Origin of the sequence: Paenibacillus anseongensis (genome assembly GCF_009757995.1) — a bacterium.
Taxonomy (GTDB): Bacteria; Bacillota; Bacilli; order Paenibacillales; family NBRC-103111; genus Paenibacillus_E; species Paenibacillus_E chondroitinus.
Genome location: NZ_WSEM01000037.1, coordinates 178,114 through 202,527, shown reverse-complemented (window position 1 = coordinate 202,527; position 24,414 = coordinate 178,114). Strand labels below are relative to the sequence as shown.

Annotated in this window: 16 protein-coding genes, 5 tRNA genes and 1 rRNA gene; 18 read left to right on the top strand and 4 right to left on the bottom strand. The window is 46.1% G+C overall.

Annotated features, from left to right (window positions below):
• Positions 1–116: 116 nt before the first annotated feature.
• From rrf to lacZ, 12 genes are all read left to right on the top strand, one after another.
• Positions 117–233 (top strand): 5S ribosomal RNA (gene rrf, locus GON05_RS34985).
• Positions 234–259: 26 nt separating this feature from the next.
• Positions 260–336 (top strand) — tRNA-Ile (locus tag GON05_RS34980).
• 3 nt (positions 337–339) lie between these two features.
• Positions 340–415: transfer RNA gene (locus GON05_RS34975), tRNA-Asn, on the top strand.
• Positions 416–433: 18 nt separating this feature from the next.
• A tRNA-Val gene (locus GON05_RS34970) sits at positions 434–506 on the top strand.
• A gap of 10 nt (positions 507–516) precedes the next feature.
• Positions 517–592, top strand: a tRNA-Phe gene (locus GON05_RS34965).
• A gap of 6 nt (positions 593–598) precedes the next feature.
• Positions 599–669, top strand: a tRNA-Trp gene (locus GON05_RS34960).
• 183 nt (positions 670–852) lie between these two features.
• Positions 853–2,430, top strand: coding sequence for a response regulator (locus tag GON05_RS34955; RefSeq protein ID WP_157326126.1), 1,578 nt, complete (start codon positions 853–855; stop codon positions 2,428–2,430).
• A 23-nt stretch (positions 2,431–2,453) separates the two neighbouring features.
• Positions 2,454–4,220, top strand: coding sequence for a cache domain-containing sensor histidine kinase (locus tag GON05_RS34950; RefSeq protein WP_157326125.1), 1,767 nt, complete (start codon positions 2,454–2,456; stop codon positions 4,218–4,220).
• A 198-nt stretch (positions 4,221–4,418) separates the two neighbouring features.
• Positions 4,419–5,732, top strand: coding sequence for an ABC transporter substrate-binding protein (locus tag GON05_RS34945; protein WP_157326124.1), 1,314 nt, complete (start codon positions 4,419–4,421; stop codon positions 5,730–5,732).
• Positions 5,733–5,849: 117 nt separating this feature from the next.
• Positions 5,850–6,713, top strand: a complete 864-nt coding sequence (locus GON05_RS34940) for a carbohydrate ABC transporter permease (RefSeq protein WP_181646068.1) — start codon at positions 5,850–5,852, stop codon at positions 6,711–6,713.
• Positions 6,713–7,537 (top strand): carbohydrate ABC transporter permease, encoded by an 825-nt coding sequence (locus tag GON05_RS34935; protein WP_127450493.1) that lies wholly within the window; start codon positions 6,713–6,715, stop codon positions 7,535–7,537. Before GON05_RS34940 ends, GON05_RS34935 begins: the two co-directional genes overlap by 1 nt.
• A 61-nt stretch (positions 7,538–7,598) precedes the next feature.
• Positions 7,599–10,643, top strand: coding sequence for a beta-galactosidase, LacZ type (lacZ, locus tag GON05_RS34930; protein ID WP_157326122.1), 3,045 nt, complete (start codon positions 7,599–7,601; stop codon positions 10,641–10,643).
• A gap of 177 nt (positions 10,644–10,820) precedes the next feature.
• On the opposite strand, the gene GON05_RS34925 is transcribed toward lacZ, so the two are convergent.
• Complete coding sequence (locus tag GON05_RS34925; RefSeq protein ID WP_185157269.1) at positions 10,821–11,285, bottom strand: hypothetical protein; 465 nt, start codon at positions 11,283–11,285, stop codon at positions 10,821–10,823.
• Between the two features lie 819 nt (positions 11,286–12,104).
• Here GON05_RS34925 and GON05_RS34920 point away from each other — a divergent pair.
• Positions 12,105–16,061, top strand: coding sequence for a PA14 domain-containing protein (locus GON05_RS34920; protein WP_157326120.1), 3,957 nt, complete (start codon positions 12,105–12,107; stop codon positions 16,059–16,061).
• Positions 16,062–16,290: 229 nt separating this feature from the next.
• Here GON05_RS34920 and GON05_RS34915 read toward each other — a convergent pair whose 3' ends face one another.
• The gene (locus GON05_RS34915) at positions 16,291–16,938 is read right to left on the bottom strand and encodes a peroxiredoxin-like family protein (RefSeq protein ID WP_157326119.1); all 648 of its coding nucleotides are present in this window, start codon (positions 16,936–16,938) and stop codon (positions 16,291–16,293) included.
• A gap of 181 nt (positions 16,939–17,119) precedes the next feature.
• Between GON05_RS34915 and GON05_RS34910 the strand changes: the two genes are divergently transcribed.
• Together GON05_RS34910 and GON05_RS34905 are read left to right on the top strand one after the other, a co-directional pair.
• Positions 17,120–17,719: a TetR/AcrR family transcriptional regulator gene (locus tag GON05_RS34910; protein ID WP_157326118.1), complete on the top strand. Its 600-nt coding sequence runs from the start codon at positions 17,120–17,122 to the stop codon at positions 17,717–17,719.
• A gap of 99 nt (positions 17,720–17,818) precedes the next feature.
• Entirely contained in the window at positions 17,819–19,222 is a 1,404-nt protein-coding gene (locus GON05_RS34905) for an MATE family efflux transporter (protein ID WP_157326117.1), read from the top strand.
• 30 nt (positions 19,223–19,252) lie between these two features.
• On the opposite strand, the gene GON05_RS34900 is transcribed toward GON05_RS34905, so the two are convergent.
• Positions 19,253–20,098: an AraC family transcriptional regulator gene (locus GON05_RS34900; protein ID WP_181646063.1), complete on the bottom strand. Its 846-nt coding sequence runs from the start codon at positions 20,096–20,098 to the stop codon at positions 19,253–19,255.
• Positions 20,099–20,222: 124 nt separating this feature from the next.
• On the opposite strand from GON05_RS34900, the gene GON05_RS34895 reads away from it, so the two are divergent.
• The 3 genes from GON05_RS34895 (at position 20,223) to GON05_RS34885 (ending at position 23,290) form a co-directional block, all read left to right on the top strand.
• A complete protein-coding gene (locus tag GON05_RS34895) occupies positions 20,223–21,416 on the top strand; it encodes a Gfo/Idh/MocA family protein (RefSeq protein WP_157326115.1) in 1,194 nt (397 codons plus the stop codon).
• A 16-nt stretch (positions 21,417–21,432) separates the two neighbouring features.
• Entirely contained in the window at positions 21,433–22,260 is an 828-nt protein-coding gene (locus tag GON05_RS34890) for a sugar phosphate isomerase/epimerase family protein (protein ID WP_157326114.1), read from the top strand.
• A gap of 142 nt (positions 22,261–22,402) precedes the next feature.
• A complete protein-coding gene (locus GON05_RS34885) occupies positions 22,403–23,290 on the top strand; it encodes an SDR family oxidoreductase (protein ID WP_157326140.1) in 888 nt (295 codons plus the stop codon).
• A 64-nt stretch (positions 23,291–23,354) separates the two neighbouring features.
• On the opposite strand, the gene GON05_RS34880 is transcribed toward GON05_RS34885, so the two are convergent.
• Positions 23,355–24,305, bottom strand: a complete 951-nt coding sequence (locus tag GON05_RS34880) for an iron-hydroxamate ABC transporter substrate-binding protein (RefSeq protein WP_157326113.1) — start codon at positions 24,303–24,305, stop codon at positions 23,355–23,357.
• Positions 24,306–24,414: the final 109 nt, after the last annotated feature.

The window sequence follows — 24,414 nt, the reverse complement described above, 5'->3', positions numbered from 1 at the left end:
CTCAAGTACTTTAACGGGGCCCAAAGGATTTAACCCCTAAGGGCAAAACCTAAGATAATCAAACCTTTACGCAAGTTTCGTATCTAGTTTTCAAGGCGCAAACCACGCTTTGACTGTTTGGTGATGATGGCGGAGGGGACCCACGCGTTCCCATCTCGAACACGACCGTTAAGCCCTCCAGCGTCGATGGTACTTGAACCGCAGGGTTCTGGGAGAGTAGAACGTTGCCAAGCAGTACCCCTATGGGGTATTTTTTTGCAGGCCCTTAGCTCAGCTGGTTAGAGCGCACCCCTGATAAGGGTGAGGTCGGTGGTTCGAGTCCACTAGGGCCTACCATATTCCCTGATAGCTCAGTTGGTAGAGCACTCGACTGTTAATCGAGTTGTCACAGGTTCGAGTCCTGTTCGGGGAGCCATTTTCTTCTTTATCCCATGGAGGCTTAGCTCAGCTGGGAGAGCATCTGCCTTACAAGCAGAGGGTCGGCGGTTCGATCCCGTCAGCCTCCATTTTATCTAAGGCTCGGTAGCTCAGTCGGTAGAGCAGAGGACTGAAAATCCTCGTGTCGGCGGTTCGATTCCGTCCCGAGCCACCATGTTATAGGGGCATAGTTTAAAGGTAGAACAAAGGTCTCCAAAACCTTTGGTGTGGGTTCAATTCCTGCTGCCCCTGTCCAAAAAGAAGCTACAATCTTTTCTGTTATACATCTAGGAGCTGCTACGGCAGCTCTTTTTTGTATTCCATTTTTCAAGAAAGGTTGGTATCCTAGTATTTCATGCTGTAAGCATAACGCTCGTCAAGAGCCATAAATTCATTTATAATCGTGCAAGATATCGCACAAAATACGTCGTACTGGTGGTAGATGATGTAAATCTGGATAAGGAGTCTGTTATGACGATTTATTGCAAGGTTCTGATTGTTGATGATGAGATGTTGGTGCGCCAAGGCATCCGGCATCTTTTGGATTGGGAAAGCGAAGGGTTTCAAATTGTAGGTGAGGCCTCCAACGGCAAAGAAGCGTTAGAGATGGTTCATTTGTACCAACCGAACATTGTGTTGACCGATATCGTCATGCCAGTGATGGATGGCGAGGAGTTGACGAGAATCGTAAAGGGTATGTACCCGGAGATGGAAATCGTGGTTCTCAGCAGCTTCGGAGAATTCGAATATGTTCGCTCTACGTTTCAAAGCGGTGTCGCCGACTATATGTTAAAGCCCAAATTGGACGCGGTATCGATGTTAGCTGTTCTGAAGAAAACGGCAGAACGGATTCCTGCTTTTCAACACTCGGAGTGGAAAAGTGAGAAAAAGCAGTCCGTCGATTACATCCTGGACAAGCTGATTTCGGGTTATTCCGTTGATTATGATAAAAATGAATTAAGTGCGATCGTTCCGTATTCCAGTTTTGTCTTACTCTCGGTGGTTCAGGATAAATCCGTGTCCTTGACCCGAAATGAGGAATGGTTAGAAGCGGCCCTGAAAGCGATCATTCAAAATAGGGATAGACCCGTCGCTACACGCCGTCTTTCGCATCAAGACGGCTATATTCGCTACCTGCTGAATCTAGACAACTCGGCACAAGAGGACGCCGTACAGATCGCCCAGCAGCTGCTTGAAGCCGGTGATAAAGGGCATATGTCCATCGTCGTGGCGCTCAGCCATGTTTTTGAGCAGCTATCTGAGCTGCACGATATTTATACCAATGACATGCTGAAAGTCTTGGATCACCGCTTCTTTCTGCCGGATCGCAGACTTCTCATTGTCAACGAATTGGAGAAGCAGGCGGAGAAAGGCGCTCCTTTTGACATGGAGGCGTTCACGGCAGAATTGAATCATCAAGAGTTCGATCTGGCTTTTGGGCGTCTAAGCACATACACTCACTCGATGAATGGCAGACTGGATACCGACATGTTTGAGTTTAAATCTTTTTTGGACCACAGCCTTTTTAATATTATTGTTACGCTAAAGCATTTTCACTATGAGGCAAGTTCGTTGGATGAAGGCAAATACGAGTATTTTCGCGCGATTCATGAGGCTGAGCATATTGGGGAAGTTATTCTTTTGTTAGAAAAGTTTTTGAATGAGGCTGTATCATGCGTCAGCGATAATCGGACGGGATCTCCGGGTATTCAGAAAATTTTATTGTATATGGACAAACATTTTTCTCAGCCACTCACGTTAACTGAGGTCGCCAAACACTTCCACTTCAATCCTTCCTACTTGTCCAATTACTTCACGGTTCATAACAAAGAAGGTTTTAATGAATATTTGAACCGGATTCGGATAGATAAAGCCTGTACGTTGCTGCGCGAAAATCCTAATCTCTCCATTTCAGAAATAAGCAATCTCGTCGGATACTCCGATCACAGCTACTTTACGAAGGTGTTCCGAAAGCTGATGGGAATTTCCCCAAGTCACTATCGCAAAAAATAAGCACGAAGGGACTACGATCCATAATGGGAGCCTGGGTAAAAAAAATAACCGATCAAAGTCTGTTTTCTAAAATGTTTATTGTGATGGTCGTAAGCATTATTTCCGTCACGATTCTGACCTCTTGGGTATCGGTTCAAATGTCGCAGAAGCTTTTCGTCCAAACGTTCAGTATTACCAATTCCAAAATTATCAACCAGATCAAAACGGGATTAGACGCCATTCATTATTCCAATATAAATATTGCCATTAGTGTCGCGCAAAGCGGCGCGATTAGAAGCTTCCTAACGGAGGGGGATACGGATTCGTTAACGAATTTCAAAACGAATTTCAGCATGAGTGATCAGATGAAGCGAATTCAGTCCGGGATTGGGGCCAAAAATATTGGCATCAGCGTCCTGGGCATGAATGGCAGGAGCTACGTGAGCGACGTCACCTACTGGTCCGGCTCCTCGAAGGAGCTCCAGAACAGCCCACTAACACAAGAGACATGGAAGCAGCCAGGCAGGATATTATACAGCTTCATGAGGGCAGGAACATGGGGCTCCAATGAAGATCGGATTGTTGCCACCAAAGCGCTGCTTTCTTCAGAAAGCAAAGAAGGTTACGGATCGCTCTACATGATGATTAGAGAGAGTGATTTTAAGAAAATCTATGCGAGCTTCACGAGTCAAGGCAATGATGTCATGATTTTGAATCAAAATGGTTTGATTGTCTCTAGCAACAGGGAGGACCTGATTGGAACGATTTCCGAGGAACTCTTGTCGAGCGCCAAGCAAGCCCAGCAATCTCAAGCGACAAGTCAAGAAATGACTTTGTTTAATCATGACGTCATCGTTTTGGCAGATTATTTACCCATGTATGATTTCTATCTCGTCAATGTGATTGATAAGCAAATGACACTGGGACAGATGCTCAACAGAAAGGCCTTATTTATGATTGGCGCTGGTATCGTATTGACGGCTGTGCTTGTTGTCTATTTTATCACTCGCAGAGTAACGCGATCTTTAAGAACGCTTGTCATGAAGATGTCGAACATCACCAAAAAGAATTTTCTCAACTACATGGCGGTGACCGGTTCGTATGAGACAAGAGAGCTCAGCAATGCTTACAACTATATGCTTGATGAGCTTAACGATTATATTATTCAGCTGGTGGAGACACAGGAGGAGCAGCGGAAGGCCGAGTTAGCTGCGCTGCAGCAGCAAATTAACCCACATTTTCTCTATAATACGCTGACTTCCGTTAATATTCTGGTTCAACAAGGGAGTAAAGAAAAGGCCACGGACACGATTCATGCGCTGATTTCTCTCCTGCAAAATACAATTAGCAATGTGAAAGATACGATATCTGTTGAGCAGGAACTTTTGAATTTAAAACATTATGTATTCATCAATCAGGTGCGCTATGGGAATGGCATTAAGGTAGATTATTTCGTTTCGCCGGACTGTTTGAAGTCGCAAGTGCCTAAATTGATGCTCCAGCCATTTATCGAAAATGCGTTTTTTCATGCTTTTAATAAAAAAACGACGGGATATATTTATGTCATTATCACGAAGGAAGGCGATACGCTGCACTGTGAAATCGTGGATAACGGCGATGGCATGGACCTTGCGGAAGCGCAAAGCGAGCAGCGTACCTCAACGAGTGCCAGGCAGCTTTTTACAGGGATTGGCATTCGCAATGTGCATGATCGCATCCTGCTTTTATACGGAGATAAATATGGAGTTTCCATTACGAGCACGCTTGGGCAAGGAACAAAAATTGCCATTAGTCTTCCCTGGCGAACTTAGCAAGTCCCCCCATGTATAGAAATCTAAAGAAAGTACAAATTATAAATAAAGTACCAAAATGGTCATTATGATAGCGGATACAAAACACAAGATTTTCGCTAATTATGACAAAATTTTTTCTAACAGAAGGGATTTCCGAGATGCTATTCTTTTAAAAGAAAGCATTTTCAAAAAATCAAAACTACACGGGGGGCGCACATGAAAAAGAAAGTTTCTACCATTTTATTGGCTAGTTTTTTGCTGTTGACTGCATGCTCAAGCAAGGCACCTGACACGACTGGAACAGCGACAGGGACTCCAACTGGAACAGACAAGGGAGCAGCGAAGGAAATTACGGTCTGGGCCTGGGATAAGAACTTCAACATTGCAGCGATGAAGCTGGCACAAGAGGCTTATGCGAAAGATCATCCTGACGTGAAAATAAACATTGTTGAATACGCACAAGATGATATTATTCAGAAGTTGAACACGGGCTTGAACTCCGGGACAACGACGGGTCTACCGAATGTTGTGCTGATTGAAGATTATCGTGCTCAAAGCTTCTTGAAAACGTATCCTGATTCCTTTCAAGATTTGTCGGCATCCATCAAAGCTTCCGATTTCGCAGATTACAAAATTGGTCCAACAAGCTTGAATGGCAAACAATATGGTCTTCCATTTGATTCCGGAGTAACAGGTTTATACGTTCGCTCGGACTATTTACAACAAGCTGGTTATAAACTAGACGATTTGAAAGATATCAACTGGCAGCAATTGATTGAAATCGGTAAAGCGGTTAAAGCTAAAACAGGCAAGGATTTGTTAACGCAAGATCCGAATGACCTTGGCTTAATTCGTATGATGATTCAATCCGCAGGCGCTTGGTATCTGAAAAGCGACGGGTCTACACCGGATCTGAAAGATAATGCAGCTCTGAAAGATGCTTTTGCTACATACAAAGAGTTGATGTCCGCTAACATTGTTAAAATCACGTCAGATTGGAATTCCTTCCTGGCTGGCTTCAACAGCGGCAGTGTAGCAGCTGTACCGACAGGAAACTGGATCACGCCTTCCATTAAATCGCAAGCTGATCAATCCGGGAAATGGGCAGTTGTACCTTTTCCTAAGTTGAAAAATACAGCAAGCTCCGTACACGCATCAAACCTTGGAGGCAGCTCCTGGTATGTATTGAACAACCCTGGTAAAGAAGCGGCAGCTGAGTTCCTTGGTAAAACACTCGGTTCCGACGTGAATTTGTACCAGAAGTTAGTGACAGACGTTGGTGTTATCGGTACGTACAAACCGGCAGCAACAGGTGAAGCTTACACGAAAGCGGATGATTTCTTCGGAGGTCAAAAGGTTATCTCTGATTTCGCAACGTGGACGACTCAAATTCCTAAAGTAAACTACGGCATGCATACGTATGCGATTGAAGATATTCTGAAAGTAGAAATGCAGAACTACCTGAAAGGCACAGATATCAATAAAGTGCTAAGTGATGCTCAGTCTCAAGCGGAGTCTCAAATTAAGTAAGTTTTTCCAATTAACCTAAGGGCGCTGACCCCCGAATTGCATGATGGTGCAAGCGGGGGACAGCGTTTCGATTTTTAAATGCAATATAGGAAGGATCTGGATAAATTGAACTACTCGATGAGTAACCGTGTAAGACTGACAGGTTGGCTGTTTATCGGTATAGCGGTATTGATGATTTGTTTGTTTTACTTCTATCCCATGATTCAGGCGCTGCTGCTGTCGTTTAAAACCGGCGCAGGAGCTAATCTGCATTTTAATGGCATCAGCAACTATAAGCGGCTTTTGAGCGATAAAACTTTTTTCACAGCTGTAAAAAATACGTTTCTATTTCTAATCATTCAGGTACCGATTATGATCATTCTCGCGATGATGATCTCCGTCTTATTGAATGACAGCAAACTACGTTTCAAAGGGTTTTTCCGTACAGCCATTTTCTTGCCTTGTGTCACCTCGCTTGTTGCCTACTCCGTCGTATTCAAATATTTATTTGGCAATGATGGACTTATCAACTTGGCTTTAGTAAAAATGCACTTGATTGCACAACCGATTCAATGGATTTCCGATCCCTTCTGGGCGAAAATTACGATTATTATTGCCATTACATGGCGCTGGACAGGATACAACATGATTTTCTTCCTTTCCTCTTTGCAAAATATCGATAATTCGATTTATGAAGCGGCACGCATTGATGGAGCCTCTCCGATCAAACAGTTTTTCTTTATTACATTTCCGATGTTAAAACCTATTGTTCTCTTTACGTCGATTACATCAACGATCGGAACCCTGCAATTGTTCGACGAGATCATGAATATTACGAAGGGTGGCCCAGGTAATGCAACCCTCTCCATATCGCAGTATATTTACAATCTTTCCTTCAAGTACACACCTGATTTTGGCTATGCGGCGACAGTTTCCTATTCGGTTGTAGCTATGATCATTGTGTTATCTGTCCTTCAAATCAAATTGGCAGGTGATAAATAATGAGAGTTCTCAATCGCACAATTGTCTATGTCTTCCTTATTGTCGTAGCCGTGATTTCGATTTTTCCATTTCTATGGATGATCGTTAGTTCAACGAATCTTTCTGTGGATGTCACTCAGGGAAGAATGCTGCCAGGTACGCATTTTGTCTCTAACTTTAACAAACTGGTTGATTCCATCAATCTCCTTCCCGCCCTGTGGAATTCCCTTAAAATTTCTTTATCGACCACGATATTGGCACTGCTCGTTGCTTCGCTCGCTGGATATGCCTTTGAAGTGTATCGGAGTAAAGCGAAGGACGTCGTGTTCAACTTGCTGCTTGTCTCCATGATGATTCCATTCGCAGCATTGATGGTTCCGCTTTACCAAATGTTCTCCAGCTTGTCGAAGACGGTTCCTTTTCTCGGGATCAACACGATGAATGCTGTCGTTCTTCCAACCTTTACAACGGCGTTTCTCATTTTCTTCTTTCGCCAAAGCACAAAAATGTTTCCGAGAGAGCTATTGGAAGCAGGACGCATGGATGGGTTAACGGAATTAGGTTTGTTTTTCCGAATTTATATGCCGACCATGAAAACAACCTATTCAGCTGCAGCTATTATTACGTTCATGTCCAGTTGGAACAATTACTTGTGGCCGCTTATCGTGCTGCAAACCCCAGAGAAACGAACAATTCCTTTATTGATTTCAAATTTAGGATCTAGTTATGCACCGGATTTCGGGGTCATTATGACTGCCATTGTCATATCTACAATACCGACAGCGCTTGTATTCTTCCTTATGCAAAAACAATTTGTTGCAGGTATGGTTGGTTCAGTAAAATAGGAGCTGATAACAGTCAAAACATAGGTGTGATTTCAGTTTTATTTCTCAGGAGGCATTATTCATGAAACATTCGGTACCAAGCCTTGATTGGCTGCAAGATGTGCGTGTATTTCGAGTCAACAGGTTGGACGCTCATTCCGACCACCGCTATTATCGCTCGATGGCTGCTGCTGAAGCAGGCGCATCCATGGACATGAGGCATAGCTTGAATGGCAGCTGGCAGTTCAGCTATGCGCCAAACGCAGCGAGCCGTGTGCAATCGTTCTATCAATTGGATTATAACTGCAGCAGCTGGGAACATATCCAAGTGCCAGGACATATTCAGTTGCAGGGCTGGGGACAGCCGCAGTATGTGAATACGATGTACCCTTGGGATGGCGTAGAAGCACTGCGTCCTCCATTCATCTCGCAAGAACATAATCCCGTGGGTAGCTATGTGAAAAATTTCCAACTTCCTGACACGATGAAAGGAAAGCCGGTTTATATCTCCTTCCAAGGTGTTGAATCAGCTTTCTACGTATGGCTTAACGGCGAATTCGTCGGTTATAGCGAAGACAGCTTTACGCCTTCGGAATTTGATCTTACGCCTTATATTCGTGAAGGTGAAAATAAGCTGGCCGTTGAGGTTTATCAGAGAAGTACTGGAAGCTGGCTGGAAGATCAGGATTTCTGGCGGTTATCCGGTATTTTCAGAGATGTATACGTATATACGGTTCCTAAGGTGCACGTATGGGATCTGCGTGTAAAGGCAGACTTGGATGATGCGTATGTGGAAGGATTGCTTGAAATTGATCTTGACCTCCGAGACGCTCATGCGAAAACAGCGAGTGCTAAACTTGAATTAAAAGATGCCAAAGGGCAGGCGATTCTCACAGAATCGGGTGAATTCCGAAACGGCAAGCTGTCTTTCAACCTCGCAGCGGGCATTGTTCAACCATGGAGTGCGGAAAATCCATATTTATATACGGCTTGTATCTCGATCTACGATGAGAACGGAAATTTGGTCGAGGCGATCGTGCAGAAAACCGGCTTCCGCCGCTTTGAGATGAAAGACAAGCTGATGTGCTTGAATGGCAAGCGAATCGTATTCAAAGGTGTAAACCGCCATGAATTCAACAGCCGCAGCGGACGAGCCATCACGAAACAGGATATGCTGTGGGACATTCAAACGCTGAAACGCAGCAATATCAATGCGGTCCGGACTTCCCATTATCCGAATCAGACCTTATGGTATGAGTTATGTGACGAGTATGGCGTTTATGTCATCGACGAGATGAATTTGGAGACGCATGGCTCGTGGCAAAAAATGGGGGCTGTCGAGCCTTCGTGGAACATTCCGGGCAACGATATGCAGTGGCAGGACATCGTGCTTGACCGGGCCATTTCGATGGTTGAACGCGATAAAAATCATCCTTCGATTCTCATCTGGTCATGCGGAAACGAATCTTATGCCGGGCAAGTTATTTTGAACGTAGCTGACTACTTCCGTGAGACGGACCCAGGCCGACTCGTTCACTACGAGGGCGTATTCCATAATCGTGATTATGACGCAACTAGTGACATGGAGAGCAGAATGTATGCCAAGCCTGCAGACATTGAAGCGTACCTCAACAGCCAACCGGGTAAACCGTATATTAGCTGCGAATATATGCACGCTATGGGCAATTCCGTCGGAGGGCTTCATAAGTACACGGAGCTGGAAAACAAATATCCGATGTATCAAGGCGGCTTTATTTGGGATTATATCGATCAGGCGATTATGAAAAAAGATCGGAATGGCCGTGAGTTCTTGGCCTATGGCGGGGATTTCCAAGACCGTCCTACGGATTACAGCTTTTGCGGAAATGGACTGGTATTCGCTGATCGTCAGCTGACGCCTAAGATGCAGGAAGTTAAATTCCTTTATCAGAATATCAAGTTGGAGCCTACAAGAAGCCATATTAAAATAATTAACGAAAATCTATTTGTGAATACAGATTCGTATGTGCTTGAATATCGCCTTTATCATGAAGGCATAGAAATTGGCAATGGGTTTAAGGATGTTGCCGTTGAAGCGCAGAGCGAAAGCATTATTCCGATCGAGCTGCCGGACGTGAATGGGCAATCAGGCGAATATTGCATTCAGGCTTCATTGGTGCTCAAAGAATCTGAGATCTGGGCCGACGCCGGGTTTGAGACGGCATTTGGCCAATCCACTTTCATCGTAGAAGCAACCGGTCAAAATGAACAACCTGCCGGTGAAGTCAACGTGGTAGAGGGAGACGTCAATATCAGCGTCACTGGGAAAGGATTCGCCGTAATTTTCTCGAAGCAGGTCGGATCGCTTGTTTCGCTTAGATATCATGGTCGTGAGATGATTGCGATGCCTCCGGCACCGTTATTTTGGCGGGCAACCACAGACAACGATAAAGGTACCGCAATGGGCTATACGGCCGGCGCTTGGTATGCCTCGAGTTTGGCACGCAAATGTGTCAGCACAGAGTTGAAGCAAGAGAAAAGCTCGGCAACGGTTGCCTTTGAATACAGATTCAGCATTAGCTCTGAAGTCAGCGTTCGTATTGCTTATACGGTGCATGCGGATGGAACCATTCGGGTTCACACGAATTACAAAGGAGCAGCAGGTCTGCCTAATCTTCCGATCCTTGCCGTTTCCTTCAAAATGTCGGCTGATTATAACCAGTCCGAATGGTACGCAATGGGACCGGAAGAAAACTATAGCGATCGCAGCTTTGGAGCTCGTTTGGGAATCTTCAGCCGTCAGGTTGATCAGCTGCCGACACCGTACCTCGTTCCACAGGAATCGGGTAATCGAACTGGTGTTCGTCGCTTGAATGTGACGGATGTGAAGGGGAACGGTCTTATGATTAAAGCTGACCCGCAAGCTCCGGTAGAATGCAACTTGTCTCCTTATACGGCATTTGAGCTTGAGCATGCTGACCATGCTTGGGAGCTGCCGGATGTTCATTATACGGTTGTAACAGTTGCCGGCAAACAAATGGGTGTTGGTGGCGACGACAGCTGGGGAGCTCCTGTTCACGAGGAATATCAGATTCCGGCTGATCAAGAGATCTCGTTCGAGTTTGTGATTGCTAGTGCAGGCAAATAGTTATATGAAAAAAGTCCAAGACACTTGTCTTGGGCTTTTTTGTCGCTTAGCGTGAAGTGACAAATTTGCTCGGAATGTCTGCTTCACACTAAGTGACTTTACCGCTCAGCATGCCCGCCTCGCGCCAATTGACCAACTCGCTCAGCATGCCCGCCTCGCGCCAATTGACCAACTCGCTCAGCATGCCCGCTTCGCGCCAAGTAGACCGTATCGCTCAGCGTGCCCGCCTCGCACCAAGTGATCAACTCGCTCAGCATACCCGCCTCGCGCCAAGTGGTCAATCCGCTCAGCATGATCGCCTCGCGCCAAGTAGACCGTATCGCTCAGCATGACCGCCTCGCACCAATTGACTAACCCGCTCAGCATGGTCGCCTCGCGCCAAGTGGCCAATCTGCTCAGCGTGCCCGCCTCGCACCAATTGATCAACTCGCTCAGCATACCCGCCTCGCGCCAAGTGGCCAATCCGCTCAGCATGATCGCCTCGCGCCAAGTGACCAACCCGCTCAGAATGATCGCCTCGCGCCAAGTGACCAACCCGCTCAGCATGATCGCCTCGCACCAAGTGACCAACCCGCTCAGCATGCCCGCCTCGCACCAAGTGGCCAATCTGCTCAGCATGCCCGCCTCGCGCGAAGTGACCATACCCACGCCGCATCACCGCTTAGCGCTCGGCCCTCGCTCCCATGTCTATGTTGTAGAAAGTACACCATAGAACAGCATTTAACCCCACCACGCCGATCTTCCTTGCACAAAGTACAATGAATTCAATGCAAATAGCGCTAAAACAGCACTATCCTCCCCAAATCGTTGTACTTTGTACAACGAAGAAGGCTATAGCGGCCGACATGGAGCCTTAATATTGCACAAAATGCAATATAGTGATGGCGGTGGCCACTGTTTGCGGTTGACATTGGATTTCATCCAATTTCACATATCCACAGCGCGTCTGTGACGTGCTAATAGCTCGTAGTTTTTTAAAGGGAACTACAGTCCTCTATTTCCTGTAAATTCACTATTTCCCATTTAAAAGGTAACGACAGTCCACTATTTTGCCAATTTCACGCGAATAACAGGTCATGGAGGCTAAATAAGATCCTGTAGTTCCGCTCGGTAAGGAAAACAGCTCATTTTCCTCCAAATAGAGTACCCTAGATCCTCTAAGCAAAACCTTCGTTCAACTTTTATGCAAATCGCAGGGGTGGGAGTAGTTGCTGCACAGCGATCAGTCTGAATAGACGGCAGCCAGGTGTAATGCGATGTGCCCCTCACAATAGATTGCCATAAAATTACAAGAAATGCCTGAAATCTGTAAATACAAATGAGTAGAGGGACATATATGCTTGAGAAGCGCTCACTTTTGATTTGAGGGTAATGCCAAGTTGAAAAGGAGAGGAGGCATATGCAAGAAAACTCGTTTTATAAACTGTAAATCCAGTAATTCAAAAGAGGAGAATTGTACAAATGAAAACGACCAAAAGGCTTGTGCAGTTATTTATCTTTTCTATGCTGATCTGTATGATTCTTCCGTATAGTTTATCCAAAAGCCATGCGGCAGACTCCAATCCCAATGCAACAAATTATGGTTTAAAAGCTGATTATTACAAGAACTCGGGCCCCGATGAGTTTAGGTTTGAAGACTTGGTTACGACCGTGGTCGATCCGTACATTAATTTTAGTTCACTGGAAGGAGCATTCACAACGCTGGTAGGGCAAAACAATCACGTGAATGTGAGATGGACAGGGCAGATTACACCTGAATTCACTGAGAATTATACGTTCTGGATGATTGGTGACAACGGTTTCAGAGTATGGATCGACAACAAACTAATCATTGATCATTGGGTTAATGACTGGGATAAGGAACAAACAAGCAGTCCGATTGCCTTGGTAGCCGGCAAGAAATACGACATTAAAGTGGAATATTTCGAGAATGACGGCGGGTCCAATTTGTATCTAAGATGGGGCAGCCCAAGTGTGCCAAAGCAAATCGTACCTGCGACAGCCTTCACGCTGCCTGCCGATTTTGAGAATAGCGGGCCTGTTGCCGGAGCGGTTCTGCCTGATGGTTTGCATGCCGAATTCACATTTGCGGAGGCGTTGGAGGAGCTGGGTAGCGGTGCGCGTGAGCAACTTTCGGCTAATGTGCTCGGGAAGGATTGGCCGATTAAATCGGCGGTTTTAAAGACCGGTGATCCAAAAACAATTCAGATAGAGTTTGAATATCCGATGTATTACCAAGATGCCCCGATGGCCAATATAGGGTATACTGGCGGCGGTGCTCTTGTTTATGCAGCAACCAGTAAGCCACTCAAAGATTTTTATCTTGCAATTAAAAATAACTCCACCTATCAGATCGAAACGCCATGGGCAAGCCAAGTCGATTCGAATAATCCGTTGCCGGATTATCCAAGACCGCAGATGGTTCGCGATCAGTGGCTAAACCTGAATGGGAAGTGGGAATTCCAGCCCGCCAAGCAAGGGGACGCCCTTCCAACAGGTCAAACGCTGAAAGAGAACATCACGGTACCGTTTGCCGTGGAATCACGGCTTTCAGGTATTCAACGCCAAGAGCAGCTTATGTGGTATAAGCGAAATTTCACGGTGCCGCAAAATTGGAACGGCCAACATGTGAAGTTGAATTTTGGCGCAGTGGATTACGAAACGGACGTCTATGTGAACGGAACAAAGGTAGGAAGCCATAAAGGCGGCTACACGTCATTCAGTTTCGATATAACAAGTCATTTGAAACCCGGGGAAAATGAATTGATTGTTCATGTACTTGATTATACGGATACCCAAGGTGATCAAATTAAAGGGAAACAAACCGTTGTACAACCAGGAGGCATCTGGTATACGTCGGTGTCCGGGATCTGGCAAACCGTCTGGCTGGAGCCTGTCGCTAGCGCAAGCATTGACCGGATGAATATGGTGCCGGATATTTGGAATGGTCAACTGAAGCTAACTGTTGATGTGGTAAATGGGACAGGTAAAACCGTAGAGGCCATAGCACTCAAAAATGGCGTAGAAGTCGGACGCGTTAGCGGAAACGCGGGCACTGAATTGCAGCTTCCGGTACCGAATGCGAGATGGTGGACACCTGACGATCCGTTCCTCTACGATCTCAAAGTTTCGTTGAAAGATGGCGAAACAATCATCGATAACGTTGACAGTTACTTCGGAATGAGAGAAGTGAAGCTGGGAAAAGTCGATGGCATCCAGCGTCCATTGCTGAATGGGAAATTCGTTTTTCAAATGGGAACCTTGGATCAAGGGTATTGGCCGGACGGCCTGTATACAGCGCCAACGGACGAGGCATTGAAATTCGATATTGAAGCCGAGAAGCGGATGGATATGAATATGATCCGCAAACATATTAAGATTGAACCGGCTCGTTGGTACTACTGGGCAGACAAGTTGGGACTTCTCGTTTGGCAGGACATGCCAAGTGGAACCAGCAGAGATGTATCGGCTCAACCGCAATATTACAAAGAATTCGATGAAATGGTTAAGCAATTGCAGAATTCGCCTTCCATCATTGTCTATATTGTTTTTAATGAAGGGTGGGGGCAATTCGACAACGGTGGTGATTATACCCGAGAGGCAATTGCACATGCGATAAAAGCAGATCCAACTCGCCTCATTAATGGAGTTACCGGGTGGTATGATGCCGGAGGCGGGGCCAATGAGTCCAAAGCAGGCCATTTCCTGGATTGGCACAAGTATCCAGCACCCGAGTCGCCGACACCTTCGGACTATCGGGCAGCCACGCTTGGCGAGTATGGGGGCGTAGGACTTCGCGTGCCAGGGCATGAATTCAGTCCTTTGACCGTGTATGCCGGACTGGCGATGAACACGAAAGAAGAGTTAACGGATCAGTATATTCGTTATATCAACACGATCAAAACACTGAAAGATAAACCTGGACTCAGTGCGGCCGTATACACCCAAATCTCGGATGTCGAATACGAAATCAATGGATTATTAAGCTATGACCGCAAAGTGGAAAAGGTTGATTTCGCTCGCGTTGCCGCAGCACATAGGGAATTAATCGGGAGTAGCAATAAGTCCGATCTCCTGACCAGCATTCAAGCGGCGAAGCAACTTCGTGATAACGCCGTTGTAGGCGATGGACCGGGCCAGTATAAGCAGCAAGTCGTGAATCTTTTCTCAGCGGCCATTGTAAGTGCACAAGCTGCGTACGACAATGAACAAACTACCGCGGACGGCATTAAAACAGCGATAGCTGCGCTGGATGCAGCCACGAAGCAATTCCTCGATAGAGCGAATAATCCGCTGCCTTTTGTTGATACTTTTGATGATCGGAATGCGGATGGTTGGACGACCTATGGCGGTGAGTGGAGTGCTGCTAACGGCAACTACACCGTAATTAACGGTGAAGGTTATAAAGCTGTGGCTAACGATACGAAATTCAAGGACTTCACTTATGAAACGGATATTTCCATGAGTGCCAGCCCTAATTTAGCTAATGCCGGCGTCATATTCAGAGTGAATAATCCAACGCTTGGAACGGATAACCTGCAAGGATATTATGCGGGCATTACATTGGCTGGTCGTGTTCAAGTGGGCAAGCTGAATAACAATTGGACAGAACTGGCGAATCAAGCGCTCCCTTCAATCACCGTAGATACGGTTTACCGATTAAAGATTGTAGCGAAGGGTCCAAACATTAATGTTTATGTCGATGATAAGCTCGTGGCTAGTGCGGTTGACGGTACCTACACAGAAGGTGCTATTGGGGTACGCACATACAAGGCTAATGCAACGTTCGATAATATTCGTGTGACTGAAATGGAAGATGCGGTACAACCGAACATGACTTTAGACGGAGCAAGCCTTGTCAATGAAGGTTCGACGTTCGCGGTGAAGCTTGGTGTATCCAGTGTTACAAATTCGGTCTACGGATCAGATGTTACGTTGAAGTATCCGGCAGATTTGTTCGAACTGCAGAAGGTAGACTCGGCTGCAGACGCTATTGCCGTTGTTCATTATGTCGATGATCACAAGGGCAGCGTTCGCATGGTGCTCGCGAATATCGGGGGAGATGATGGAAGCAAGTATGAAACACCGCTGGTTACGCTGCAATTGAAAACGAAGGGTTCTCCGAATTCCTCAGGAAACATCTCGGTGCTCAAAGCCATTTTGGCCGATGAAAAAGGGGTAGAGACAGAAGCCGTGCCTGCTGAGCTTACGGTGAGCATTGAAGGTTATGTCTCGGATGGCGACTTGAACCATGACAGTAGATATTCGATTGGTGATTTGGCAATCCTTGCTACTCATTATGGGAAAAATAGCAGCAGCCCGGATTGGAATATTGCTAAAGTAGCAGACTTAAATGGCGATGGCAAAATAGATGTTGAAGATCTGGCGAAAATGGCACAGAAGGTATTGAGTCAATAAGAAGAATGGAATCATGGCTTTTTTAGCATGATTCCATTTTTTTTATTTGGAGGGAACTACAGTCCGTTATTTGCCCGAAAAAGCACATTTCACACATGTGAGGGGAACTACAGTTCGTTATTCCGTCGATTTTCACCTGAAAACGTGAATGGAGGGCAAATAGGATCCTGTAGTTCCGCTTAGACAGGAAACTGCTCGTATTTCTCCAAATAGAGGACTCCTGTTCCCTTCAGTCGAGCTTTTTCAATAGATCGATCATTTCCTGTGGCTCCGCTCGATTCATGAAATCAGGATCGGTGTGGGCATAACGGATGATGCCTTGCCTGTCAATGAGGTAAGTCGCTGGAACCGGCAGCACCCAGCGGTCGCTTGCATTGAACTTGGCGAGATCCCGTCCAAGTATGTCGGTAAACGTATTTTGAAGATAAGCAGGCAGTTCAAATAGAAGGTTGTAACTGTCAGCGACCTGGCCGTTCTGATCGCTAAGCACGTGGAACGTAAGCTGCTCTTTCTCTATCTGAGACAGCGAGTTGTCGGGGCTTTGCGGAGAGACGGCAATCAGTTGGCCGCCGATCTTCTGAATTTCAGGCAGCAATTGCTGATAAGCTCTAAGCTGGACATTGCAGAACGGGCACCATCCGCCCCGGTAGAAGATGAGAATTACCGGGCCATTGACAAGCTGGTCGTAGAGAGTTATTTGTTCTCCGAGCGGATTGGCTAATGTAAAGTCGGGGGCTTGATCCCCCTTATTCAGACCAAAAACGATACCGGATTGCTGCTGCTCCTGGATATGGCGAAAAATATTTTCTTGAGCCAATGCAGGCACTTTCGCGATAAAACCTGCCTTGGTTTGTTCCAATTGTTCGTTCATCGACATGGGACAACGCTCCCTTTTGAATGGAATTTTGGTGCTTCATTTTGGTTTCACTCGGGGTCTCACTTAACATAAGATACCGAATGGTATCTTTTAATTGTAGCACACATCCAATAAATGGCAATGGATCACTCGAAAAATTTGCTATAATGAATTATCGACTACGGTTTTGTACGGAGGGCTTATGAAAAAAGGAGATAGAACCAGGGAACACATCATCATGAAATCTGCTGAGCTTTTTAATCAACAAGGCTATGCGGGTTCATCGTTAAACGATATTATTGCCGCCACCGGCATTAAGAAGGGAGGCATTTATCGCCATTTTAGCAGTAAAGACGAAATTGCCCTCGAAGCCTATCAATATGCGGCTAGTACAGTCGGCAGGAGATTTACCGAAGCTATGAATAAAGAGGAGTCTGCCTCGGGGCGATTGCTCGCCTTTTTCCATGTCTATGAAGACGTTGCGGACAATCCCCCGTTCATCGGCGGGTGTCCCTTGCAGAACACAGCGGTAGAGAGTGATGATACTCATCCGATATTGCGTGATAGAGCGCAGCGTAGCCTTACCACTACTCTGGATAGGATGAAGAACATTATTCATGAAGGCATACGATTGGGGGAATTTAAGGGGGATTTGGATGTAGATGCATTGGCTACGTTTGCCCTTTCCTTATTGGAAGGAGGCATTATGTTGAGTAAGCTAGAAGGCAACAGCAGGCATATGCATAGGAATATGGCCAGCTTCACTTCGTACCTGCAGCAGTGTTGTTTGAATGTTCATTGAACGGCCGCACCTGCTCCCGGCACCTCGAATCATCTCAGGAAATTCGAATTAGCAAACTGGGGACTGCGGACAAATACGGATGGGAAGTGAATCACTAGCATGATGGTACGATTTAAGGCTTATTGCCATGCTATTTTAAACAAATATCTTTCAGGGGAATCAATCGATTATCGTCAGGTGATCTCGTTATTTCTGCCGATCCTCATCGACCAGGCCTTTCTTGTTGGCTTAAGTTTGGTGAACACCGCGATGATCAGTTCATCGGGCGTGGCGGCGATCAGCGCCGTAAGTATGGTCGATTCGCTCAACATGTTTTTGGTTAACGTTTTTGTCGCCATAGCGACCGGCGGTACAGTCGTAGTGGCGCAGTATAAGGGCAGCGGGAACGATAAAATGGTTTCCAAAGCGGCGGCCAGCTCGCTTTCAGCGGTCACGCTGGTTGCGGTAGCGCTTAGCCTGCTCGTTCTGCTGTTTTATCATCCCATTCTGAAGGTGCTGTTCGGTACGGCGGAGCCGGAGGTGTTCTCCCATGCCGGTACCTATTTGGTGGGCAGCTGTATCTCCTACACGGGAATCGCGATCAAGGAAGCGGTTAACGGAGCGCTTAGAGGTATCGGCAGAACCAGAGTGACCTTGGTGCTGTCTTTGATCATGAACCTTACCTACGTGCTGCTCAATGTCGTATTTGTCCATTATTTGGACATGGGCGTTCTAGGGTTGAGCGTGGCTGTGAATATTTCCCGGTATGTAGCAGCCGGTTGCGCATTATTCTATCTACTGCGGATGGATGCCAGCCTGCGAATTCAACTTCAGGATGTACTTGAATGGAATTTCTCCATGTTTAAGAGAATCATGTTCATTGGGCTGCCATTCGCAGCGGAGCAGTTATTTTTTAACGGGGGAAAAATGTTAACCCAAATCTATATCGTCAGCCTGGGCACCTATGCGATTGCAACTAACGCGATCAGTTCGGTCATCGCCATGCTGCTGCAAATCCCTTCCATTGCCTTGTCTACGGCGCTAGTCACGGTAGTAGGGCAATGTATCGGGAGGCGGAATATTCAGGATGCCCGCAAATTTACGAGGTCGTTCATGTGGCTGTCATCAGGCGCCCTCTTATTAATGGGGCTGCTGTTACTTCCGTTTTTTAATCCGCTTGTACGAATGTTCAGCCCTCCGGCAGAGATTATGGACGATCTGTATCTCATTATGCTGGTCAATTTCTTAGCTCAAATTCCGTTATGGTCGATCAGTTTCCTGTTGCCAGGGGCACTGCGAGCTGCGGGGGATTCACGCTTCACCTCGATCTCTTCGATGCTGACCATGTGGTTGTTCCGGGTTGTGCTCGGCTATGTGTTCGGCATCACCCTTGGTTACGGCGTTATCGGGGTTTGGGCGGCTATGCAATTGGAATGGGGCGTGCGCGGGGCGGTTTTCCTCTGGCGCTATTATGGCGACAAGTGGTATAAACACCGCTTGATCGAGCCCACAGGCGGGAAATAAACCAGGAAATAAGCCCCATTCCATCAGGGGTCATTTGAGAGCTTGTTTGCTCGCATAATACTTGGGCAGCACGCCTACTTTTTTCTTAAACATGCGCAGGAAGCCAGTGTAATCGTTAAAACCTGACCCCATGCAGGCCTCGGTAACGTTGTAACCATCTGCGAGCATTTTTTTGGCAAGTGCAATCCGCTTGTAGATGATGTACTCATGGATGGTGCTGCCAGTATGTTTTTTGAAAAGTCGGCTTAGATGATATTTGCTGATAAAAAACATTTTCTCCAGCCGTTCAAGGGTCAAATCTTCCGTGAGATGTTGATCCAGATAGGCCAGGATGGGGCTCAATCTTTTCGGCAAATCCATGCCGTTTTCGTTTGCTTTGTTGGTATAAAAGAACCGGTGAACCAGAACTAGAATCTCAATCAAACAGCCAAGTTTCACAAGGGAATCCCCAGGGAATGGATGGTTGATGATTTCATTATATTTCGTAAATAAATCAAGCAAGGCGGATGACTGTTGTTCGCTAAGCTTGATTTTATTTTTTTCACCGGCGGGACGATCATAGAAGCATTGAAGCGGTTTCAAGTCTTCGGTTTGAAAAAGAGCAATCAGAGCCGGATTAAATTCAATCGTTACACGTTCATATAAGTCGTCTGTCATGAGTGCAGGTTTATGAATTTCATGCTCATTGGTAATGATGAGATCACCGAATTCCAGGGGATACATCGTCTTGTCAACGAAATAGTTCACATCACCACGGATTAAAAAAAAGATCTCACAGCCCTGATGCAAATGAAAATGTACATTAAACGGGGCTGTTCGAATGGCATGGCGGAATTTCACATGTTCATCAAACTGTTCCAAGTACTCCGAAATCAAGATAATGACCTCCTGTGATGAGAGCAAGTTTATCCACTTTTGAGGCAATTTCATCAAGGAAGTGGTAATTGTAATGATATAGGATGATAGTGTGATATTCAATAGATTTGGGAGGGAACTACCTATGAGTGAGCAAAAAATCAAATTTGGACTTGTTGGCATTGGAAATATTGGAAATACGCATTTGAAGTATTTGAGTGAGATGGACAATGTAACGCTTGTGGGCGTTTGTGATGTAGATAAAGAAAAGGCCGATTTGAATGCTAAAACGTATGGGACGACGGCTTATTACGATGTCTTGGATTTATTGGACAACTCCGGGCTGGATGTCATCATTATCGCCGTTCCCCACTACGATCATCCATACATTGCCATTGAGGCTTTCAAACGCGGGATTCATGTCATGTGTGAGAAACCGATTGCCGTTCATGTCAATGATGCCAACCGCATGATTGATGCTTACGAATCCGCTAAAGAGACATATCCGGATCTCCAGTTTGCCATTATGTTTCAAGAAAGAACGCTGCCATTTTATGCAAAACTTAAAGAAATTGTGGAAAGCGGAGAGTTAGGCCAACTCACTCGCGCTACTTGGATTCATACCAAATGGTTCCGCTCCCAGTCTTACTATAATAGTGGTGGATGGCGTGCGACATGGGCCGGTGAGGGCGGCGGCATCTTGACGAATCAGTGTCCGCACACGCTCGATATGTACCAATGGTTGTTCGGGCTGCCTTCGCTGATTTCCGGTCATGCGCATATCGGTAAATATCATGACATCGAAGTTGAAGATGAAGTAACCGCTTACTTTGAACATTCAAACGGGATGATCGGGCATTTGATTGTGACGACAGCTGAGCTGCCGGGAACGAACCGCCTGGAAATCGTCGGCGATACCGGCAAACTCGTGTTGGAGAATGGGAAGCTGCTTCACTATAAATATGAGCAATCCATGCTTACGTTCACGAGAGAAACGGAGCAAAAGTTTGCCACTTGGCAGATTGAACCGGAGGAAGTTGAAGTAGATGAGGATGCTCCTAATGGCCATCATGTCGTAACCGGCCGTTTGGTTGACCGTCTCTTGGGCAAGGAGATTGACTTGATTGCTGAAGGTCCAGAGGGGCTGGGCTCTTTGACGCTGGCTAATGGCATCATGCTGTCTTCCTTCCAGAAGCGCCCTGTTGAGGTGCCAATTGACGGCGATGCTTTCCAATCTCACTTGGACGAACTGATCAAATCCTCTACATTTGTGAAAAAAGTCGTTACAGAGTCTAAGACGCAAGAAGATATGTCAGCTTCTTTCGGCAGCAGCAAATAATAAAGGAGAGATAGCCATGCTTAAAGCAAAAATCACTTGTTTCGCCGATGAAATCTCGCAGGATTTGGAAGAACAGTTAGACGTGCTGCAGCAAGAGGGAGTCTCCTATATCGAGTTGCGGAATGTTTGGGGCAAAAATGTCTTGGAATTGAATGATGAGGAACTCTCCTCCATTCGTCAAATATTGAAAGAACGCGGTTTTCAGGTATCTTCCATTGCTTCTCCCATCGGCAAATATCCAGTTGCGGAAGAGTTTGGTCCCCAAGTGCAAGCGGTTCAGAAGGCGATTCATGCTGCACATGTGTTAGGAACCCCGTACATTCGTATATTTTCCTATCACCCGCCCGAAAATGCGGATCTCGATACGTGCAGAGATGAAGTGCTGCGTAGAATGAAGCAATTGACAGAAATTGCAGAACAGAACAACGTTGTCCTCATTCTTGAGAATGATAATAACTTGTACGGAACGTCGGATGAACGTTGTTTGGAAATTTTACAGCATTGCGCGTCCGATTCCCTGCGTATGGCTTTCGACCCAGGTAACTTTGTTAAGAATGATATTAAACCGATGCAGGATGCGTATCCGAAACTCCAAACTTATACGGATTACATTCATATTAAGGATGCTACATTCGAACCGAAGGTATTTGTTCCTGCAGGAGCGGGTGACGGAGAGGTGGATGCACTGCTGCTGTCTCTAAAAGAGAGAGGCTACGACGGATTTCTGTCTGTAGAGCCGCATTTGCAGCATTACATGCCGCACGCGAGTAATCCTAAACGTGTTGTCACTGCGGTCCGCGCACTCAAGCAGTTACTTGAACGAGCGGAATACCAGTGGGAGTAGAGCATTCATAAGAAGTTAGAAAAATAGAGCTCAATCCATTTGGATTGGCTCTTTTTTTGATCATGGACTGTTTATAAATCCCGTGGAATAAAGTGAGATAGGCAGCTGAAATCGGGAGGAGTCGAAGGCAGTGACTTATTTCATGTATCCTTATATGGGTTGGAAGCAGCAATGCACAAATGTTCCTATCGTGTTTCCACCACAGCATCAGGACCGACAACCAGGCTTCGAATATTTGATGAATCCTCGGCCATTATCAGAAAATCCGGCCTATGTTGGGAGCGGGAAGCTGAGAGATAAGGTTGCGATTATTACAGGTGGAGATAGCGGACTTGGAAGGGCCGTCGCGATCGCTTATGCCAAGGAAGGTGCAGATCTGGCCATCGCCTATTTAGATGAGCACCAGGATGCGGCCGAAACGAAGCATATGATTCATCAGCTGGGGCGGCGTTGTTTGTTAATTGCCGGAGATTTAAGACATGAGGAAAACTGTCTGGCCGTTGTGGATACGACAATAAAAACCTATGGGAAATTGGATATTCTAGTTAACAATCATGGCGTTCAGTATCATCAAAAAAGCATTTTGGATATTACAAAAGAGCAGCTCATGCATACCTTCCAAACGAATATCATCTCGTTTTTTGATATGACCAAAGCCGCTTTGCCGCATCTTCGTGCAGGCAGCGCCATTATTAACACGACCTCCGATACCGCCTTCTCAGGTATGGGCATGATGATTGACTATACGGCCACCAAAGGAGCCATTGTTTCCTTTACCCGCTCATTATCCCTCTCGCTTGCCGATCAAGGCATTCGCGTGAACGCGGTAGCGCCTGGGCCGACTTGGACGCCGCTCATTCCATCAGCATTTACGGCAGAAGAAGTAACCACGTTTGGAACCGAAGTGCCGCTCAGACGTCCAGGGCAGCCTTTTGAGCTGGCGCCTGCCTACGTCCTGTTAGCTTCAGACGATGCCTCCTACATATCAGGGCAAGTTATGTTCGTGAATGGAGGTTCGATTGTTACTTGATTCGAGACAACAAGATGACAAGAAACGCCTTCTCTGCTACCTGCAAGAAGGCGTTTCTATCAGATTATTTTTTGCCAAGGAAGCCTTCCTTGAAAATATTCAGTAAATATTCGAGCGTTGTCGGATCGCTATACGTGGAAGCTTCCGTATCAATCTCGATGACGTGCTTATTCTTGACGGCCGGAATATTGTTCCATGTTTCGGTTTTCATGAATGAATTGTTGGCTGCCGAGCTTCTGCTCAGGACAAGATAGTCACCCGCATAATTAGGGATAACCTCTTGAGAGAGCGCATAGTAGCCTGGGCCAAGAGCATCCTTTTTAACTTTCTCAGGCATGTTTAAACCCATCGCTTGGTAGAGGACCTCGGTACCGCGAGCCCAGTTATTGCCGAATACATAGAAGTCCTTCGAATCTGTTTCAATGACGGATACGGTAGCCTGCTCACCGATTTTGGTTTTGATTTCTTTGCCGAGATCTGCCGCACGTTTCTTGAAATCATCGATCCACTTTTGCGCATCTTTTTCTTTATTCAGCAATTTGCCAATTTCAAGTTGTTGGGCTAAGTAGTCCAGTTTGCCCCACGTATAGACGACCGTTGGCGCAATTTGTTTTAACTTTTCGATATTTTTCGATTCGGAGCCGGTTATGATGAGATCCGGTTTCTGCTCAATGATTTTCTCAAGTTCATTCTCTGAAACAACAGGGATGCCACTCAGTTTTTCTTTGAAAAGAGGGTTCTTGTTCGTCCATTCGTCGACTCCGACCAGTGTGCCGCCTAGCGATAGCACGTTCGGCGCATTCGTCAGGGCAACGATACGCTTAGGATTCGCCGGAACCTGAACAGGTCCTGTCTCGGATGCGTAAGTCATCGTGCCGGAAACCTCTTTGGCAGCGGCTGGCGCGTTAGAGCTTTGTGGGGATGCTGCAGGGTTATTGCTCGTCGCATTATTACCGCAAGCAGAAATAGCGAACATGAACACGAAGAGAATAGGTATAAAAAGCTTATTTTTCATCTTGGAGTCTCCTTATAGGTGGAACTAAACCACGTAGTCATTGATAATGATAATCGATATCATCTAAACAAATATAGATTCTAACTGCAAGTTTGTCAACGAGAATCTC

Excerpts from the sequence above, each read along its gene's own strand:
- GON05_RS34950 (WP_157326125.1), top strand. The coding sequence starts at position 2,454 with ATGGGAGCCTGGGTAAAAAAAATAACCGATCAAAGTCTGTTTTCTAAA.
- GON05_RS34945 (WP_157326124.1), top strand. The coding sequence starts at position 4,419 with ATGAAAAAGAAAGTTTCTACCATTTTATTGGCTAGTTTTTTGCTGTTG.
- GON05_RS34940 (WP_181646068.1), top strand. The coding sequence starts at position 5,850 with ATGAGTAACCGTGTAAGACTGACAGGTTGGCTGTTTATCGGTATAGCG.
- GON05_RS34935 (WP_127450493.1), top strand. The coding sequence starts at position 6,713 with ATGAGAGTTCTCAATCGCACAATTGTCTATGTCTTCCTTATTGTCGTA.
- lacZ (WP_157326122.1), top strand. The coding sequence starts at position 7,599 with ATGAAACATTCGGTACCAAGCCTTGATTGGCTGCAAGATGTGCGTGTA.
- GON05_RS34925 (WP_185157269.1), bottom strand. The coding sequence starts at position 11,285 with ATGGTCACTTCGCGCGAGGCGGGCATGCTGAGCAGATTGGCCACTTGG.
- GON05_RS34920 (WP_157326120.1), top strand. The coding sequence starts at position 12,105 with ATGAAAACGACCAAAAGGCTTGTGCAGTTATTTATCTTTTCTATGCTG.
- GON05_RS34915 (WP_157326119.1), bottom strand. The coding sequence starts at position 16,938 with ATGTCGATGAACGAACAATTGGAACAAACCAAGGCAGGTTTTATCGCG.
- GON05_RS34910 (WP_157326118.1), top strand. The coding sequence starts at position 17,120 with ATGAAAAAAGGAGATAGAACCAGGGAACACATCATCATGAAATCTGCT.
- GON05_RS34905 (WP_157326117.1), top strand. The coding sequence starts at position 17,819 with ATGATGGTACGATTTAAGGCTTATTGCCATGCTATTTTAAACAAATAT.
- GON05_RS34895 (WP_157326115.1), top strand. The coding sequence starts at position 20,223 with ATGAGTGAGCAAAAAATCAAATTTGGACTTGTTGGCATTGGAAATATT.
- GON05_RS34890 (WP_157326114.1), top strand. The coding sequence starts at position 21,433 with ATGCTTAAAGCAAAAATCACTTGTTTCGCCGATGAAATCTCGCAGGAT.
- GON05_RS34885 (WP_157326140.1), top strand. The coding sequence starts at position 22,403 with ATGTATCCTTATATGGGTTGGAAGCAGCAATGCACAAATGTTCCTATC.
- GON05_RS34880 (WP_157326113.1), bottom strand. The coding sequence starts at position 24,305 with ATGAAAAATAAGCTTTTTATACCTATTCTCTTCGTGTTCATGTTCGCT.